The sequence below is a fragment of the Kitasatospora sp. NPDC023385 genome (assembly GCF_055664045.1).
Map to the genome: position 1 here is coordinate 1 of NZ_JBVOOL010000082.1, position 3,595 is coordinate 3,595.

The 3,595-nt window shown below is 73.1% G+C and carries 1 protein-coding gene; it reads right to left on the reverse strand.

Annotation, left to right across the window (positions count from 1 at the left end):
• Positions 1–3,595 (reverse strand): SDR family NAD(P)-dependent oxidoreductase (locus tag AC0B61_RS37030; RefSeq protein WP_471746917.1); only part of this gene is annotated, 3,595 nt, incomplete at both ends.

Consider the following 3,595-nt stretch of genomic DNA (forward strand, 5'->3'; position numbering starts at 1 on the left):
CCGTCGCCGGCGCGGCCGGTGATGAGGGCGGGGTGGGTGCCGCCGCGGGCTAGTGCGGTGAGGGCTTGGCGGCGGGTCTGCGGATCGGGGCTGACCACCGCGGCTCGTTCCGCGAACAGGGCCCGGCTCGTCGCCAGTGCGTAGCCGATGTCGAGCGCCGAGGCGTTGTCGTCGAGGTGGTCGACCAGCCGGGCGGCCTGTGCTCGAACAGCCTGCGCGTCCTTGCCGGAGAGCAGCCACGGCACGACCGGCGGCGGGTTCTGCTCATCGTCGACGGTGTCGGGGGCCGGCGGTTGCTCCAGGATCACGTGGGCGTTGGTGCCGCTGATGCCGAAGGAGGAGACGCCGGCGCGTCGGGGGTGGTCGTGGTCGGGCCAGGGCTGCTGTTCGGTGAGCAGCGAGACGGCGCCGGTGCTCCAGTCGACGTGCGGGGTGGGCTCGTTGGCGTGCAGGGTGCGGGGGAGTACGCCGTGCTGCATGGCGAGGATCATTTTGATGACGCCCGCGGCGCCGGCCGCCGACTGGGTGTGGCCGATGTTGGACTTCACCGAGCCCAGCCACAGGGGTTGTTGGCGGTCCTGCCCATAGGTGGCGAGCAGTGCCTGGGCTTCGATGGGGTCGCCGAGCTTCGTTCCGGTGCCGTGGGCTTCGACGGCGTCGACGTCGGAGGGCTGGAGGCCGGCGTTGGCGAGGGCTTGGCGGATGACGCGTTGCTGGGACGGGCCGTTGGGCGCGGTGAGCCCGTTGGAGGCACCGTCCTGGTTGACGGCGGAACCGCGCATCACCGCCAGGACCGGGTGGCCCAGGCGTTGGGCGTCGGAGAGCCGTTCGAGGACGAGGACACCCACGCCTTCGCCCCAACCGGTGCCGTCCGCGTCGGCGGAGAAGGCCTTGCACCGCCCGTCGGGGGAGAGGCCGCCCTGCCGGCTGAACTCGATGAACGTCCGGGGCGTCGCCATGACGGTCACACCGCCGACCAGGGCCATGGTGCATTCGCCGTTGCGCAGGGCCTGCGCCGCCAGGTGCATCGCGACCAGGGAGGACGAGCACGCGGTGTCGATCGTGACCGCCGGTCCTTCGAGACCGAAGGTGTAGGCGATGCGGCCGGACGCCACGCTCGGCGTGTTGCCCGTCAGGAGATGCCCCTCGGTGCCCTGCGCGTCGTCGTAGAGCAACGTGGCGTAGTCCTGGCTGTTGCCGCCCACGAAGACGCCGGTCCGGCTGCCGCGCAGGGACCGCGGGTCGATGCCCGCGCGCTCGAACGCCTCCCACGACGTCTCCAGCAGCAACCGCTGCTGCGGGTCCATCGCCCGTGCCTCGCGTGGCGAGATGCCGAAGAACTCGGCGTCGAACTCCGCGGCGTCGTAAAGGAATCCACCTGACTTCGCGGTGCTGCTGCCCTGCGTGTCGACGTCGGACAGCACCGACGCGAGATCCCAGCCACGGTTGGTGGGGAAGTCGGACACGGCGTCGCCACCGGCCACCAGGAGCTGCCACAGGTCCTCGGGCGTGCGCACCCCGCCGGGGAAGCGGCATCCGATGCCGACGACGGCCATCGGATCGTCCGACAGGGGGACCGGGGCCGCCTCGTCGTCGTCAGCCGGGTCGTCGCCGAACAGCGTCAGCAGGTGGGAGGCCAGGCTTTCCGGGTTCGGGTAGTCGAAGACCAGCGTGGTCGGCAACTGGACACCGAGAGCGGCACCGAGACGGTTGCGCAGGTCCACGGCGGTGAGCGAGTCGAAGCCGAGGTCGCGGAACGCCCGGTCGGCGGCGACGTCGTCGGCCGTGGTGTGCCCCAGCACCGCCGCGGCCTCGGCGGTGACCGTCGCCAGCAGCCGTGCCCGGCGCTCGGCGGTCCCGAGCCCCGAGAACAGGTTCGGCTGCGCGCTGCGGGACTCCTCCGGCGCACTCAGCAGTGCGCGCGCCTCCGGCAGGCCGGACAGCAGGGCACTGGGGCGCGCCGAGGTGAACAGGGGCAGGAAGCTATCCCAGTGCACGTCCGCCACGGTGTGGCAGGGCTCGTCGTCGGACACGGCCCGTTCGAGCGCCGCGATCGCGAGTTCCGGCGGGATCGGGGGCAGTCCGCGACGACGCATGTGCTCACCCGACTCGCCCTGGGCGGCCATGCCCTCGCCCGCCCAGGGGCCCCAGGCCACCGAGGTCGCGGCGAGCCCGCGGTCGCGGCGGTTGCGGGCCAGGGCGTCGAGGTGGGCGTTCGCCGCTCCGTACGCCGCCTGCCCGCCGGTGCCCCAGACGCCGGACACCGAGGAGAACAGGACGAAGGCGTCCAGTTCGCGGTCGCCCAGCAGCTCGTCGAGGTGGGTGGCACCAGCCGTCTTCGCCCGCACGATCTCGGCGAACTCGTCGAGGCCGAGGTCCACGAGCGGTGTCAGCTGCCCGAGGCCCGCGGCATGGACGACGGCGGTCAACGGCAGTTCCGGGGGCACGGCCGCCAGGAGGTCCGCGACGGCTGCGCGGTCGGACACGTCACAGGCCGCGATGGTGACCCGGGCGCCCGAAGCGGACAGTTCCGCTTCCAGCGCGGCGGCACCCGCCGCAGCCGCCCCGCTGCGGCCGACGAGCAGCAGGTGCTCGGCGCCACGGCGCGCGAGCCACCGGGCGACGTGCCCGCCCAGCGCACCCGTGCCGCCGGTGATGAGCACGGTGCCGCGGGGCTGCCACGGAGTACGGTCCGGCGCAGCGTGCGAGGCACGGGCGAGGCGCCGGCCGAAGACACCCGAGACGCGGAGGGCCAGCTGGTCCTCGCCACTCTCACCGGCCAACAACGAGGGCAGCCGGGACAGGGTCCGCTCGTCGAGGACATCCGGCAGATCGACGAGTCCGCCCCAGCTGTTCGGCCATTCGAGGGCGACCGCGCGTCCCATCCCCCAGAACTGCGCCTGGGACGGGAACCGCAGCGGTTCGGACCGGCCGATGGTGACGGCACCGCGGGTCAGGCACCACAGCGGCACCGTCGACCCGGCGCGCTGCAGCTCCTGAACGAGCGTCACGGTCGCGGAGATCCCCCGCGACATCGCCGGGTGGGTGTCGTCGGGCTCGTCGTCCAGCGCCAGCAGGGAGACCACACCGGCGGCCTCCGCGATGTCGGCATCGGTGACGGCGGCATCGGTGACGGCGGCATCGGTGGGGGCGACGAGCCGGGGCTCGCCACCGCCGGCGCGCAGGGCCGCGACGATCGCCAGGACGTCGGGATGGTCGTGCTGCGCGGGTGCCGCGACGACGGTCCAGGTGCCGGAGAGCCTGCGGGCCTCGACGGTCAACGGAGCCCAGGTGGTGCGGTACCGCCAGGAGTCCACCGCGGACTGCTCCCGGTGGCGGCGTCGCCAGTCGGCCAACACCGGCAAGGCGTCGGAGAGTTGGCCGTGGTCCTCGCCCAGCTCCCGGGAGAGCGCCGACAGGTCCTGGCGCTCGACCGCGTCCCAGAAACGGGATTCGGCGGCGTCGGCGGTGGTGTCGTCACGCCGCGGCGCCGTGGACTGGTCGAGCCAGTAGCGGGTGTGTTGGAAGGGGTAGGTGGGGAGGGGGGTGGGTTGGGGTTTGGTGTGGTGGTAGTAGGTGTGCCAGTTGGGTGGGG